Source organism: Acinetobacter sp. F-1 (genome assembly GCF_022869025.1).
GTDB lineage: Bacteria > Pseudomonadota > Gammaproteobacteria > Pseudomonadales > Moraxellaceae > Acinetobacter > Acinetobacter pseudolwoffii.
Map to the genome: position 1 here is coordinate 80,069 of NZ_JAJKFX010000007.1, position 12,739 is coordinate 92,807.

A 12,739-nucleotide genomic window follows, 5' to 3' on the forward strand; every position below is an offset into this window, starting at 1 on the left:
TCCGTTTTATGAGAGGAAATCAGTTTAAAAATTATGCTGTAGCATAGATCAACATTGTTATTTTCAGGAGTTATTTTCTGCCAAAAAATTGACTGATCAGCGTATGTTTTTTCATTTTATTTAATCTTTTTATTAAAAATCAACTTGCAAGATCAAAACCACATCCTCACAAGTTCCAAGAACTTAATTTTTAAGTAACTGATATTTAATAATATGTAATTTAATTCTGTACAGATGTATTTCCACTTGGCAAAATGTGATAAGTAGAAAAATTTATAATCGACCAAACCAGTTCTTTAATTTCGAAAGTTGGCCGAAGTTGTATATTTTCTGATTTAAAGTAGACAAGATTAACCTCATCACCTTATAGAAAAATTGAAATCCTTGAGAGAAAAACAATCAATTTTTAAAAATCCTGACGATGCAGAATTTTTAAAAATAACGGACTAAATATATTTAACTATTCGCAAATTAGCTGTAATAGACCTGTCTTTTCTTGGAAAACCGATCCAGCTGTTTCAAGAAGCCTTCAAAATAATCTTTCTGTTTTTCTTCTGTGCGATAGCCGGCGTATAAAGTTCGACGTAAGCCTTCAGGCGCCACACAGTCTAAACGGCGTGATGTCACCCAGCCTTTCTGCTCATATTCATTGACCACCCAATCAGGTAATGCACCAATCCCGCGACCACTTGCCACCAACTGAATCAGCATTTGAGTCAAGTCGGTGGTGCGAATGGCTTTTGGTAGAATATTAGCGGGAATAAACAAGCGCGACATAATGTCCAAACGGTGTTTATCCACCGGATAAGTCACTAGCGTTTCTTCAGCAAGTTCCTGAACAGTAATCTCTTTCGCACGTACCAGTGGATGGGTATTGGATAAAACCAAGCGTGATTCATATTCAAAAATCGGAAAATATTCAATGCCTTTAAGCGCAATCGGATCAGCCGTAATCAGCAGATCAAACTCTCCAGTTTGCAATAATTCATGCGGATTCGATTCAAAACCTGAAGCAAAGTCCAGATCTACATCCGGATATTGCATCCGGTATTGATTGAGTAGCGGCATTAGCCAGTCAAAACAGCTATGACATTCAGAAGAAAAAACAATTCGCCCGGTCTGGCCATGCACAATACGGCTGATATCACTCTGTGCAATTTGAACTTGCGGTAATATTTCATCTGCCAGGTTTAGCAACCGTTCTCCAACATTAGAAAAGCTCACAGGGCGACTACGCCGATTGACTACTTCAACCCCGAACCATTGGTCGAGTTCACGTAGCTGATGTGACAAGGCCGATGGTGTTAAACATAAATCACTTGCGGCTGCAACCAGGGAGCCATGCTCCCGCAGAGCAGTCAGGGTTCTTAAATGGCGGAGTTCTATCATGGAAAATACCGGAAATTCAAAAGACGGATGACACTTGATCTGTCTTAAGCATAACCCATTTCTCTTATTCTATTTAGTTTTTCTCATTTTAAAACCAGAATAATGAGATATATTCACCTATTGGATTAATAGGTTTAAATTTCTATTCCCTCAATTTTTATTAATTTAGTTTTCTTGGTTAACTTAAACATCATTAAAATAACCCATTAAATATCGTTTAAACTTACAGCAGCAACAAGATCGAAAACTAACTCAAGTATAAAAGTTACAGAATAATTTTGCTGCACTCATACAATAAAAATTAGAAAGTATTTTAGAGGATGAAAGACTATGTCGAATCCAATCGATCGAAATGATGAAGAACTCACTGAAGAACAACTTGATCCTCAAGAAAAACAGGATCGTGAGATCCAGCGAGGTCAATTAGGCCTTCATGATCCACAGAGACAACGTGATCAGCTGCGTCAGGAAAGACAGGATGAGGAACAAATTCAGTAATTTTCCCTGAGATGCAAAATAAAAAACTCCCCATTCTTAAAATAGATGGGGAGTTTTTTTTCAGTATTAAAAAGTTATGGACTAGTTTTTCGCATCACCACATCTTATACATCTGATCTAATCTGAACAGCTCACCTTCTTGGATGAGTGCTATTTTACTATTTCGTTTCTGTAGAGGCTTTTGCTTGTAGGGACTGCGCTTGTATTTCTGCCGTTTTTTTCTTGGCCTGAATTTGTGCCGCTATTTCCTGATTTTTCTCAGCAAAACGCAAGCCACCATCTCCGGCGAGACTGGTTTGGCTCATCACCATGCTGCTGCTCAAGATTAAAATCAGCTTAAAAAATTGAATTTTCATGTCTCATCTGCCTTTTTATTCTAATGGTATTAAAAATAAGCAATTATTATTCCAATGTTTTTATGCTTACTTAGATTTTAACTGCACTTTCTATTTTATAGGGATAATCTTCGAAAAAACAGAGTCAATCATCGTAAAAATAGAAAAATCTGCAATAAGAATAAATAGATATTTTGACTACATCTCAGCTCAAATCACATCTGATTTTTTACTTCAGTCAAAAAAAATCGTTCAACAGCTTATTTGGATTATTTTCATTGGCTAAAATATAGTGCAAACACCCAGAGCAATAACAAAAAAAGAATCGCTGTGCAGCATTTCCAGAAAGTGACTGGATGCTTTTCAAGCATAGGGCGTGAAACTGATTTTTTAAATTTGATATCTGGGTGTTTCAGATCATATATAAAGGCTGAAAGTGCTTCATAGCGCTGCTCCGGGCGAATGGAAAGCGCTTTTTTAAAGATTGCGTCCAAGCCATGTGGCAGATCCGGTCGATACTCATAGAGAGGATGATATCGAACCTGCTTTAAGGCCTTTTCGGTCTTGCAGCGCGCGAGGTCCGTCCCATAAGGCAACTGTCGGGTTAATAAATAATAACTCATCACCGCCAGCGAGAACTGATCTGATTTTACTGAGGGTGAGCGTCCAATAAAATACTCAGGTGCCATAAAGGCCAAGGTTCCCAAAGGAACATCTGCGTGTTTGGGATTCAGTTCAACCAGACCTCTGACCGCAGTCGATCCATAATCAATCAGTTTCACTTTCAAGGTATCGGCTGGTTCGAGCAGCATGACATTTTCTGGTCGTACATCCTGGTGCAGCATTTCAAGACGGTGCATGGCATTCAATGCTTTGGCCACCTGCTCAATGATCGGAAGCAACTGCTGTAAAGTTAAAGCAGTTTTATGACGGTGCAGCCATCGGTTTAGGCTTTCCCCTTGTAAATATTCATAACTTTGAAATAAAAACTTCTTGCTGCCCTTATGTGGATAGCATTGCAGCAGATTTTCATGTTTTAAGCGTTTCGATACCCAGTCTTCCAGCTGAAATTGTTCCATCGCTTGCAGGTCATCCTGCACATCGACAGACAAGGTTTTAATAACCAGCTGATTTTGTGTTGCTTCATCATGCGCCAAATAGAGGCTGCTGCGATGATTTTGGTGTAGGATTTTATCAATTCGATAACCTTCAAACAGGTCGCCATGACTCAGCTGTTGCGGAAATAAAACATGGCTCTTGATATGAAAGGATTCCTCATCAGGCAACTGTTCCACTTTAATGATTTGAATGGTGAGATTATCATCACTACCCCGCTTTAAGGCCAGTTCGACTATAGACTTGGCAATGATATCCAGATGTTGTTGCTGTTGCAGCATCTCCGATATGAGCTGCATATCAATAAACTCATAGACACCATCCGTCATCAAGATAAAGAAATCATCTTCACATAATTCAAGCTGCTGATAATCGACATCGATACGATGGTCGGCACCCAGTGCACGACTTAAATAATGTTCTGTTGATGACAGGCAAACGCGGTGATCAGCCGTCAACTGTTCAATGGCTTGTGTCTGAATGCGATAAATCCGGCTATCGCCTGCATGAAAGATATGTGCCCTATTTTGTTTCAAAATCAGTGCACTAAAGGTGCAGATATAACCCCGGTCTTTATCAAAACGTCCGCGGCTTTGCTGGGTTTGTGCATACAACCAGGAATTGGTCGCACGAATGACCCGTGCTGCCGAAGTTTGGGTGCTCCATGCTTCCGAAGTCGAGTAATAATCCGATAAAAAACTGCTGACTGCAGTTTCTGCTGCAATATGACTGACATTGCTGCTGCTGATCCCGTCTGCTATTGCACAGGCAATGCCCTTACTGCTAAGCGCGTGACCTTCAGGAATATAGACCCCATGGAAATCCTGATTCTGTGCTTTGATTCCAGCGGAAGAATATTGCCCGACACTGATCTTTAATTTTTTATTCATTTTAAATACTCAAAAAGGGATCGAATTGATCCCTTTAATCTCAAGACATAAATCATCATGCTCAGATTAGAATTCTTTTTTATCGCCAGTACGTACATGCGTGGTATAGAGCGCCAAACCTGTCAGTGCCAGACCACCCACCAGATTCCCCAGTGCCACCGGTAATTCATTCCACAAGAAATAGTCTGTAATCGAGAAATCACCGCCCATCATCATGGCAAATGGGAACAGGAACATATTCACCACTGAATGTTCAAAGCCCATGGCGAAAAACAGCATGATTGGCATCCACATCGCGATGAATTTTCCGCTGACCGTGGTCGACATCATGGCGCCAATTACACCGAGTGACACCATCCAGTTACACAGCATGCCGCGGATAAAAATCGTCATCCAGCCAGCAAAGCCATATTCGGCATAGCCCAAAGTCCGGTCTTCCCCAATATGGGCGATTTTCACCCCGACCGCATTCGGTTCAGCGGCGAAACCCATGGTATAGACTGCGGCCATCAACACTGCCACGGTTAAACATCCGGCAAAGTTACCTAAAAAAACCAGTCCCCAGTTTTTTAAAATACGTGCCCACGTCACCCCAGGACGTTTGTCTAACCAGGCTAATGGAGTCAATACAAATACCCCGGTCAGCAGGTCATAGCCTAATAGATATAACATGCAGAAACCGACTGGAAATAGCAGCGCACCGATCAGTGGCACCCCTGTTTGTACCGCAATCGTCACGGCAAATACTGCTGCCAGTGCCAGAATTGCACCTGCCATAAACGCACGAATTAAAACATCACGCGTTGCCATATGAAGTTTTGCCTCACCGGCATCGACCACTTTTTTTGCAAACTCTGCAGGAGCAAGATAAGCCATATTTTTATCCCCTTTATATAAATTACTTGCCTGTTTGCAAATAAAAAACGCCTAAGGTCTATTTCAACCCTAGGCGTCTTTGCCTTGTATTATTCAAACAGATCAATCGTGTCATGGCGCCGTTGCCATATTTAATATAGATAAAAGCAAATAGCATGCCACTTATTTTAAATGGCTAATAAAAATCCTATAAATTATTTTAAAATTTCATCCTTATAATTATATTGGCACAATATCTGCATTATCTATAGCGGTCATTTTTTAAATATAGCTATTGGAGAAGATTATGATTAGCCATCGTCAACAAGTGACAGACATGATTATTTCAGCGAAAGTTTTAAAGTCTATCAAATGGGCAGATGTCGCTGAAACAATAGGCCTTTCTAAAGAATGGGTGACAGCCGCATGTTTGGGTCAGATGGCTTTTAATAAAGAACAGGCAGAAAAAATTGGTGAAATATTTGGATTGACTGATGAAGCCATCGCCTGGCTGCAAATCGTACCCTATAAAGGTTCTCTGCCAACTAGCGTGCCGACAGATCCGCTGATTTATCGCTGGTATGAGGTTGTCAGCGTCTATGGTATGACTATTAAAGAACTGATCCATGAAGAATTTGGTGATGGAATTATGAGTGCAATTGATTTCAATATGGATATTCAACGTGAGAATAATCCAAACGGAGATCGGGTGAACGTCGTATTATCCGGAAAGTTTTTACCTTACAAAACCTATTAATTTATCATTCTAAAAATAAAAGCCATTTTGAAAATGGCTTTTATTTTATCTGCACTCATTAAATTCATTTATTTTTTAAAATCGTTATTAAAATATATATAATTTTTTCATCTCAAATTAAACTTACAACCTATAAATAATTTTATTTTTATTCGATGAATTCAATCCTCCTGTCCTGTTTAAATAATACTTTCCCATCCTGAATATTGGGTTCATCATTTTATTAGTGAGTTAGCAAAAACAACAAAAAGGATATTGCTATCCTTTTTGTTCATTCATTTTAAATCAGGAATGTAGTGTTATTGCTGTGCTTCCGCCAGATGACGTTCATTTACTGCCTGTTCATATAACAGCTGTTCTTTTTCTTTATGTTCGACAGAGAAGCGGATCATCAACACACAACTTGCAGCAATCACCACCAAGCTACCCAGTACCATCAAAGTGGTTTGAATATCCAGCATGCCTTTTAACAGGAAACCTGCAGCTACCGCGCCGACATTGCCACCTGCTCCAATAATACCGGCCACACCACCCAAGGCATCACGGTCGATAAAAGGTACCAGTGCATAGGTAGCGCCACATGCCATATGAGTAAACAAGGCAAAGATGGTCATTGCCATGATCGCCAAGGTTGCACTATTCATTTGCGAAAACAGAATAAGAAACAGACCTTCCAGCATGATCAAGGCAAACAGGACTTTGGTTCGACCATCCAGACCTTTTTGAATCGCAACTTTGTCTGAAACAATGCCACCCAAGGCACGGGCAAACAATGCCAGTAAACCAAAAATCCCGGCAGCCATGCCTGCTTCTTTTAGGCCAAACTGGAAGTTGTCGACAAAGTACAAGGCAATAATGTTATGGATGAAAATTTCAATACCAAAACAGGCTGCATAAGCTCCAAACAAAATCCACACACGGTAGTTACGTGCGGCATGCATCAAGATTGCAAGGCCGCCTTTTTTATCGCTACCAACAGAAATACCTTCAGCACGGAGTTCTTTAAAATTGCCTTGTGGACAGTCTTGGGTGAATTTCCAGTACAGTACACCGACAATGATCATCAGAATACCCGGCACCAGAAGCGCAATTCTCCATCCCATTGCCTGTTCTACACCGAACATGACCAAAGCAGCCAGCATTAAAGGCATCAGGGCTTGAGTCGCACCGCCACCGGCATTCCCCCAACCTGCTGTAGTTGCATTTGCCGTTCCCACCACATTTGGCGCAAACATGATACTGGTATGATATTGGGTAATCACGAAGCTGGCACCGATGGCGCCAATCAATAAACGGAAAAACAAGAAAGATTCATAACTGTTGGCCGATGCCACACCAAACACCGGAATACTGCCAATAATCAGTAAGGCGGTATAGGTTTTACGCGGACCGTACTTGTCACATAACGGCCCCACGATCAGACGCACCAGAATGGTAATCGCGACTGCGGCAATATTGATATTGGCGATCTGCTCTTTGGTCAGGCTGAATTCACCGGCAATCACAGGCATTAAGGGTGCACAGGCAAACCATGCAAAAAAACAGACAAAAAAAGCGAGCCAACTCATATGGAAGGCCCGCATCGCTGAACTACTGAAGTTAAATAGACTTATTTTTGTTGCTTTATTGAGACTTGTATTTGAAGACATAGCCATTTCCTTACCAGAACTGAACGTATTTAAGTCACTGTGATGCACCAGGCATGTCAGTAACGATCAGAACGGACGTCATTGGCCGTCATACAAATGTAGAGTCTTCTTTGACTTTAATCAGGTATATGCACAGGTCATGCCAGATTATTTTTAAAATAGAATAAGATATTGTTTTATATTAACTAATTTATATTCAGGATTTTAACTTAGATGTTTCTTTTTTAAAAATAGAGAGAAAGGTAGATATCTTCTGAGGCATTGTTAGAAAAACAGCGAGAGGATGACCTGCTCGGAGTCATTGCTGGTTTAAATCGGTGCAGGGCTGGATCAAATAATTTTTCCCTTTTCAAAATGCAGCAGTTGTGCCTGTAAATACGCCACTTCATCTACATGATGAGTCACATAAATCATGGGTAAATCTGTTTGATGAATCACAATTTTCAGAAAAGGTAAAATCTGGTTTTTCAGCTTTTGATCCAGTCCATTTAAAGGCTCATCCAAAAGTAATAGGTCGGGAGAAGATAAAAGTGCACGACCGATAGAAACGCGCTGTGCCTGTCCACCAGAAAGCTGATGCGCCCGATGCCGAAGTAGTGGCTTTAATTCGAGTAACTCCACAATGTCTTCAAACGTAAATTTCTGCTGACCTTTATTTTTTATATTTAGCTGTTCTGCATATTTCAAATTCTGCATGACATTCAGATGCGGAAACAGTAGGGCTTGCTGAAAAATCAGGGCAATTTTTCTTTGATGAACAGGAATATTCAGTTTCTGCTGATGATCAAATAATATTTTTTGCTGAAAATGAATAAAGCCTTGTGATGGTTTTAATAGCCCTGCAATATTTTTTAAAAAGGTGCTTTTCCCACTTCCTGAGGCTCCCACAATACCAATCAATTGTGTCTGCATATCCAGACTGGCCTGTAGCTGGAAATTTGCGTAATTAAACTGAAAATCACACTTCAGCATCTTAGCCCTCCAATTTACGTTGATACTTCTGCATGATCCAGTAATTTGCAATCAAGGCTGAAAAAGCCAGAATCAGAGATAAAATGACCAAACGCATAGCCATACTTTCTCCATCAGGCTGTTGTAACAGGCTATAAATGGCGATGGGAATGGTACGGGTTTCTTCTGGAATATTGCCAACAAAGGTAATCGTGGCACCAAATTCTCCCAGACTGCGGCTGAAACATAAAATGCTACCGATTAAAATTCCAGGCAAAGCCAGAGGCAGGCTAATGCTACAGAATACCCGCCATGGTGTGGCGCCCAAAGATCCTGCCACCTGTTCTAACTGCCGGTTGATCATTTGAAAAGACAAGCGAATGGGTTGAACCATTAAAGGAAATGCCACAATCATTGCTGCCAGTACCGCACCTTTCCAGTTAAATATCAGCTGAATTCCCCATTTATGTAGATATTGCCCCAGCATACCCTGATGACCAAATAGCAGGAGCAGAAGATAGCCCAGTACTACCGGCGGTAGCACCATAGGCATCTGCAATATTGCCTCTACGAGAAATTTGGCCCTGAATTCATAACGCGCCAGTAACCATGCTACGGCGATAGCAAATGGCAGACACACCGCTGTGGCAAAGCCCGCTACTTTGGCTGAAAGCGCTAAGGCACTCAGTTCTTCTGGTGTAGGCATGAGCAGTTAGCCTACCTTAAGCTTAAAACCATATTTCTGGAAAATCTGCCTGGCCCTTGGACTCGTCTGGATAAATTCAGAAAATTGGACTGCTGCCTGATTTTTCTGGCCCTGCCGGGTTAAAGCAATCGGATACACAATCGGACGATGTGTTCTGGCTGGAAACACCCCCGAAATTTTAACTTTTTTACTCATCAAGGCATCAGTTCTATACACAATACCGACCTGACATTCGCCACGTTCTACAAATGCGAGAGTTGAACGGACGCTATCCGTACCGACAATTCTGCCTCGAAGCTGATTCAACCAGCCCAGCCCGGTTAAGCTTTGTTTGGCATATTTTCCAGCAGGCACCGATTCCATTTGTCCGGTACATAAATAACCCTGAAAGGCTTTAGCAAAATTAAAGTCAGCTGACATTTTAAAATGATTTTTTTGCTGAATAGAACTAATCAATACGAGTTCATTCAAAAGCATAGGTCGAATCTGACCGATCTGAATTTTTTGTTTCTTGATCAGATAATTCATCCAGTCCAGGTCTGCAGAGAAAAATAGATCACTGCTGGCTCCCGCCGCAATTTGTTTCGCCAATACCGAAGACGCAGCAAAAACCGGAACGATCTGGATGTCCCGATGCTGTTGCTCATATAGTCTGGAAATATCAGTAATCGCATTGGTCAGGCTGGCTGCGGCATATATTTTAACTGTTTCGGCATACAGCATGGGGCTAGTCAACAGCACGCCAGTGAGTAGAACTTTGAATAAATCCATCTTTCTCATTCTATGTGATTCGAATATTGAGAATTGCGACAGGCATTTCAAATCAGTAAACCTTGTACCACATGCCCGGCTTGGATTTCTGTTGCTGCCGGAATACGTACCAGACAATTGGCCTGCATCAGATTACTCAACATATGCGACTGCTGTTTCGCCAGGCTTTTGAGCTTTAAAGTACCCTGATCAAATTCTGCAGCCATTCTTAAAAAACGTTCACGTGCATCCGCTTTCAAATCATGTGTCATTACCGCACTAAGCCATGCAGGTGACTGCTTTTGCCCTTGTAAGGCATTCAGTAAAGTTGCCGTATAGATTTGCATCCCGACATACACAGCAGCCGGATTTCCCGGCAAACCCAAGAGATAACAGTAACCTTGATCATCTCGACGATACTTGGCAAATAACATCGGTTTTCCGGGCTTCTGCTTCACTTTCCAGAAAATCTGCTCAAAACCCTGCTCCAAGGCAACAGGACGAATGAAATCATAATCACCCACCGAAACCCCGCCTGTGGTCAATATGAAGTCGTATTGGTTTTTAAGACGATGTATTAACGTTTGCAGCTCATACTCATTATCTGAAACATGCAGAATATCTACGTTTTGACCCTGTGATTGAAACCAGGCCTGAATCAGTGGAGCATTGGCGTCAAAGATTTTTCCGGAATTCAGGTCTTCAATGCTGGAAGCGACTTCATCTCCAGTAATCACAGCAGCAATTTTAGGATAACGATAGACTGAAACCTGCTTTACGCCTGCCATACTTAAAGCTGCAATTGCACCTACATGCAGTTTTTGTCCTACATCTGCCAGACGTTGTCCTTGTGCGATTTCCTCGCCTGCGTCACGTATATCCGTATGAGGTTTTAGGTCTGTTGTGATGATGATTTGATTGGCATGGCATTCGACAATTTCCTGACGGGCGACTGTTGTAGTTCCTGCCGGAATCCTGGCACCGGTAAAAATCCGAACCGCCTGACCTAGACGCAGTTCAATTTTAGTACTTTGCCCTGCCCGAATCTCTCCAATGAGTTCAAAAGTGCTGTGAGCACTAACATTTTCTGCACTACAAAGCGCATAGCCATCTACAGCACTTTGTGAAAACAGCGGCAATGGAATAGCCGAATCAATCGCTTTTGCCAGATAGCGATTCAGAGTCTGAACAAGCGGCAGGCTTTCAGTTGCCAAGACATTCGTCTGCTCAAGTATCATCTGTAGTGCCTGATCAACAGAAATCAGTCCCGGCTCAGCACCGCAGGCTGAATGCGATATTGCCTGATTCATTGATAGCCTCCCGAATGTGGAATATTTTTTTGTACATCAAACAAGTGCACCAACGCAGGAAGTACCGCGATCAGGGATTCTTTCGCCCCCTGCCGACTTCCCGGCAGGGTCATCACCAGACTGTTCTCAATATAGCCAGCCACGCCACGACTTAATGCCGCATAAGGGGTACGTTTTTGCCCAAAACTACGCGAAGCTTCCATCAAGCCGGGGATTTCCCGTTGCAGCAAAGGTTGCAAGGTTTCGACGGTCAGGTCTTTAGGACCTAAGCCAGTACCGCCCACAGTTAGAATCAGCGGATACTGATTTTTCTGCTGTTCAATCAGGGTCAAGAGCTGTTCTGGGCTATCGGGAATAACCTGATAACTAATAGAATCAAAATTGGCTTCTTTTAAAATTTCCATTACGTTTTGTCCGGCAGTGTCCGGCTTTTTGCCTGCTGCAACCGTATCGGACAGCACAATAACCGAAGCGGACAGACTCTCTTTAAGTACGCGGGTAAAATGTGATTTTCCGCCTTTTTTCTGCTGCAACCTGCATTGATCCAGCGACAAATCTTCCGGTTCACAATGCGGCTTCAGCATGTCATACAAGGTCAGACCTGCCAGACTGACCGCTGTCAAAGCTTCCATTTCCACACCAGTTGGTCCAATGGTTTCAACGGTAGCAATAATTTCGACATGTGCATCACACAGTTCATATTCCACATCGGCACGATAAATCGGTAATGGATGGCACAATGGAATCAGCTCATCGGTCCGTTTGGCACCTAGAATGCCGGCAATGCGTGCTGTTTTCAGGGCATCACCTTTTTCAGTATTGCCATTACGTAGCAGCTCAATGCAATGTGGCGGTGCATGCAGGATTCCAGTGGCAATTGCTGTACGGTAACTTTCTGCTTTCATCCCTACATTTTTCATGATTCATCCCAGGCTAATTTTTAAAATCTGTTTTAAAGTGATTCATTTTGTGCATCTTCATTGGACGCATTTAATTAGATGGTGATTGGCAAGCGTGTGGTGCTACATGGTGATGGTGACAATGCGGATCTTCTGCATGATGAGAGTGATCCGTTTCAGGTCCATGATCTTTTCGGATACAACAGCCTTCGACATATTGACTGCTACCATCCATATAAAATTCTTCTTTCCAGACCGGAACTTCATGCTTCACCCGTTCCACAGCTTCCTCACAGGCAGCAAAAGCCTCACGACGATGGGCCGCATAAGCCATAGCAATGATGGCTGTTTCCCCAATCCCCAACTCACCAGTCCGATGCACCACCCGCACATAAGACACCTGGTATTTGGTCTGGATCTGCTGTTCAATTTCACGAATCATTTTTTCAGCCACAGGCACATAGGCGGTATATTTCAGGGCACGCACAGCTTTCCCCTGATGATGATTACGTACTGTTCCGACAAAGATGCCGATTCCACCACATTCCGGAAAATGCTGAATATCATCAAAATCCTCCATCCTGAAAGCAGTCTGCTGGATTCGGGCAAATTGTTTTAATGGTTTGAGTTGCAT

General features: G+C 42.2%; 13 protein-coding genes. 2 read left to right on the plus strand and 11 right to left on the minus strand.

Annotated features, from left to right (window positions below; translation table 11 throughout):
* Positions 1–471: 471 nt before the first annotated feature.
* Positions 472–1,389: a LysR family transcriptional regulator gene (locus LOZ91_RS08425; RefSeq protein ID WP_005096924.1), complete on the minus strand. Its 918-nt coding sequence runs from the start codon at positions 1,387–1,389 to the stop codon at positions 472–474.
* A 330-nt stretch (positions 1,390–1,719) separates the two neighbouring features.
* Here LOZ91_RS08425 and LOZ91_RS08430 point away from each other — a divergent pair, with 330 nt between their 5' ends.
* On the plus strand, positions 1,720–1,887 hold the full coding sequence (locus LOZ91_RS08430; RefSeq protein ID WP_004280333.1) for a hypothetical protein: 168 nt from the start codon (positions 1,720–1,722) through the stop codon (positions 1,885–1,887).
* A gap of 158 nt (positions 1,888–2,045) precedes the next feature.
* Here the strand turns inward: LOZ91_RS08430 and LOZ91_RS08435 are convergent, their stop codons facing one another.
* From LOZ91_RS08435 to LOZ91_RS08445, 3 genes are all read right to left on the minus strand, one after another.
* Positions 2,046–2,243: a hypothetical protein gene (locus LOZ91_RS08435; RefSeq protein WP_004646985.1), complete on the minus strand. Its 198-nt coding sequence runs from the start codon at positions 2,241–2,243 to the stop codon at positions 2,046–2,048.
* 254 nt (positions 2,244–2,497) lie between these two features.
* Positions 2,498–4,228: a bifunctional protein-serine/threonine kinase/phosphatase gene (locus tag LOZ91_RS08440; RefSeq protein ID WP_180191010.1), complete on the minus strand. Its 1,731-nt coding sequence runs from the start codon at positions 4,226–4,228 to the stop codon at positions 2,498–2,500.
* A gap of 66 nt (positions 4,229–4,294) precedes the next feature.
* Positions 4,295–5,104: a formate/nitrite transporter family protein gene (locus tag LOZ91_RS08445; RefSeq protein ID WP_004280337.1), complete on the minus strand. Its 810-nt coding sequence runs from the start codon at positions 5,102–5,104 to the stop codon at positions 4,295–4,297.
* Positions 5,105–5,390: 286 nt separating this feature from the next.
* On the opposite strand from LOZ91_RS08445, the gene cynS reads away from it, so the two are divergent.
* The gene (gene cynS / locus LOZ91_RS08450) at positions 5,391–5,840 is read left to right on the plus strand and encodes a cyanase (RefSeq protein ID WP_004280338.1); all 450 of its coding nucleotides are present in this window, start codon (positions 5,391–5,393) and stop codon (positions 5,838–5,840) included.
* A gap of 299 nt (positions 5,841–6,139) precedes the next feature.
* Here cynS and LOZ91_RS08455 read toward each other — a convergent pair whose 3' ends face one another.
* From LOZ91_RS08455 to LOZ91_RS08485, 7 genes are all read right to left on the minus strand, one after another.
* Positions 6,140–7,489 (minus strand): MFS transporter, encoded by a 1,350-nt coding sequence (locus LOZ91_RS08455; protein WP_071851172.1) that lies wholly within the window; start codon positions 7,487–7,489, stop codon positions 6,140–6,142.
* A gap of 330 nt (positions 7,490–7,819) precedes the next feature.
* A complete protein-coding gene (locus tag LOZ91_RS08460; protein WP_005096928.1) occupies positions 7,820–8,461 on the minus strand; it encodes an ATP-binding cassette domain-containing protein in 642 nt (213 codons plus the stop codon).
* Position 8,462: 1 nt separating this feature from the next.
* Positions 8,463–9,146, minus strand: a complete 684-nt coding sequence (modB, locus tag LOZ91_RS08465; RefSeq protein ID WP_244783021.1) for a molybdate ABC transporter permease subunit — start codon at positions 9,144–9,146, stop codon at positions 8,463–8,465.
* Between the two features lie 6 nt (positions 9,147–9,152).
* The gene (modA, locus tag LOZ91_RS08470; protein WP_244783022.1) at positions 9,153–9,917 is read right to left on the minus strand and encodes a molybdate ABC transporter substrate-binding protein; all 765 of its coding nucleotides are present in this window, start codon (positions 9,915–9,917) and stop codon (positions 9,153–9,155) included.
* Positions 9,918–9,964: 47 nt separating this feature from the next.
* Complete coding sequence (locus tag LOZ91_RS08475; protein ID WP_244783023.1) at positions 9,965–11,206, minus strand: molybdopterin molybdotransferase MoeA; 1,242 nt, start codon at positions 11,204–11,206, stop codon at positions 9,965–9,967.
* The gene (moaCB, locus tag LOZ91_RS08480) at positions 11,203–12,126 is read right to left on the minus strand and encodes a bifunctional molybdenum cofactor biosynthesis protein MoaC/MoaB (RefSeq protein WP_244783024.1); all 924 of its coding nucleotides are present in this window, start codon (positions 12,124–12,126) and stop codon (positions 11,203–11,205) included. Before moaCB ends, LOZ91_RS08475 begins: the two co-directional genes overlap by 4 nt.
* A 70-nt stretch (positions 12,127–12,196) precedes the next feature.
* A complete protein-coding gene (locus LOZ91_RS08485; RefSeq protein WP_244783025.1) occupies positions 12,197–12,739 on the minus strand; it encodes a molybdenum cofactor biosynthesis protein MoaE in 543 nt (180 codons plus the stop codon).

Bases quoted from the DNA above. Each gene is read 5' to 3' on its own strand.
- LOZ91_RS08425 (WP_005096924.1), bottom strand. From the start codon at position 1,389: ATGATAGAACTCCGCCATTTAAGAACCCTGACTGCTCTGCGGGAGCAT.
- LOZ91_RS08430 (WP_004280333.1), top strand. From the start codon at position 1,720: ATGTCGAATCCAATCGATCGAAATGATGAAGAACTCACTGAAGAACAA.
- LOZ91_RS08435 (WP_004646985.1), bottom strand. From the start codon at position 2,243: ATGAAAATTCAATTTTTTAAGCTGATTTTAATCTTGAGCAGCAGCATG.
- LOZ91_RS08440 (WP_180191010.1), bottom strand. From the start codon at position 4,228: ATGAATAAAAAATTAAAGATCAGTGTCGGGCAATATTCTTCCGCTGGA.
- LOZ91_RS08445 (WP_004280337.1), bottom strand. From the start codon at position 5,104: ATGGCTTATCTTGCTCCTGCAGAGTTTGCAAAAAAAGTGGTCGATGCC.
- cynS (WP_004280338.1), top strand. From the start codon at position 5,391: ATGATTAGCCATCGTCAACAAGTGACAGACATGATTATTTCAGCGAAA.
- LOZ91_RS08455 (WP_071851172.1), bottom strand. From the start codon at position 7,489: ATGTCTTCAAATACAAGTCTCAATAAAGCAACAAAAATAAGTCTATTT.
- LOZ91_RS08460 (WP_005096928.1), bottom strand. From the start codon at position 8,461: ATGCTGAAGTGTGATTTTCAGTTTAATTACGCAAATTTCCAGCTACAG.
- modB (WP_244783021.1), bottom strand. From the start codon at position 9,146: ATGCCTACACCAGAAGAACTGAGTGCCTTAGCGCTTTCAGCCAAAGTA.
- modA (WP_244783022.1), bottom strand. From the start codon at position 9,917: ATGGATTTATTCAAAGTTCTACTCACTGGCGTGCTGTTGACTAGCCCC.
- LOZ91_RS08475 (WP_244783023.1), bottom strand. From the start codon at position 11,206: ATGAATCAGGCAATATCGCATTCAGCCTGCGGTGCTGAGCCGGGACTG.
- moaCB (WP_244783024.1), bottom strand. From the start codon at position 12,126: ATGAAAAATGTAGGGATGAAAGCAGAAAGTTACCGTACAGCAATTGCC.
- LOZ91_RS08485 (WP_244783025.1), bottom strand. From the start codon at position 12,739: ATGCAACTCAAACCATTAAAACAATTTGCCCGAATCCAGCAGACTGCT.